Source organism: Clostridium boliviensis (assembly GCF_033342255.1).
Lineage (GTDB): Bacteria > Bacillota > Clostridia > Lachnospirales > Lachnospiraceae > Lacrimispora > Lacrimispora boliviensis.
Map to the genome: position 1 here is coordinate 1 of NZ_JAWONS010000199.1, position 452 is coordinate 452.

General features: G+C 67.5%; 1 protein-coding gene. It reads left to right on the forward strand.

The features are described from left to right. Positions 1 to 452 (forward strand): glutamate synthase-related protein (locus RZO55_RS12470; RefSeq protein WP_318064612.1); only part of this gene is annotated, 452 nt, incomplete at both ends.

Sequence of the window (452 nt, forward strand, 5' to 3'; positions counted from 1 at the left end):
AACCAATACCGGCCAGGGACCGCTGCTCCCGGAAGAGCGCCAAGCGGCGGACAAGCTGATCCTGCAGTACAGCCGCGCTCCCTGGGCCAAAACACCGGAGGAACTGCAACAGGCGGATATGGTGGAGATCGCCGTGGGCGGGGGAGGCGACGCCGGTTCGCCCCAGGTGATCCCCGCGCAGCGGCTGACGAAACGGCTCCGGAAGGGGATGGGGTTGGCCCCGGGGGAAGATGCGCGGATCGGCGCCCGGGTTCCGGGGGTGGATCATCCCGATGACTGGCCGAAATTGGTGGAAAAACTGCGGGAGAAAACGGGCGGGGTGCCGATCGGGGTGAAAATCCTCCCCGCCCGGGTGGAGGAGGATATCGACCGGGCCCTCGAGGCGGGAGTCGATGTGATCACCATCGACGGGGCCCAGGCGGGAACCGGAGAAACCGCCACCATCGTCCAGG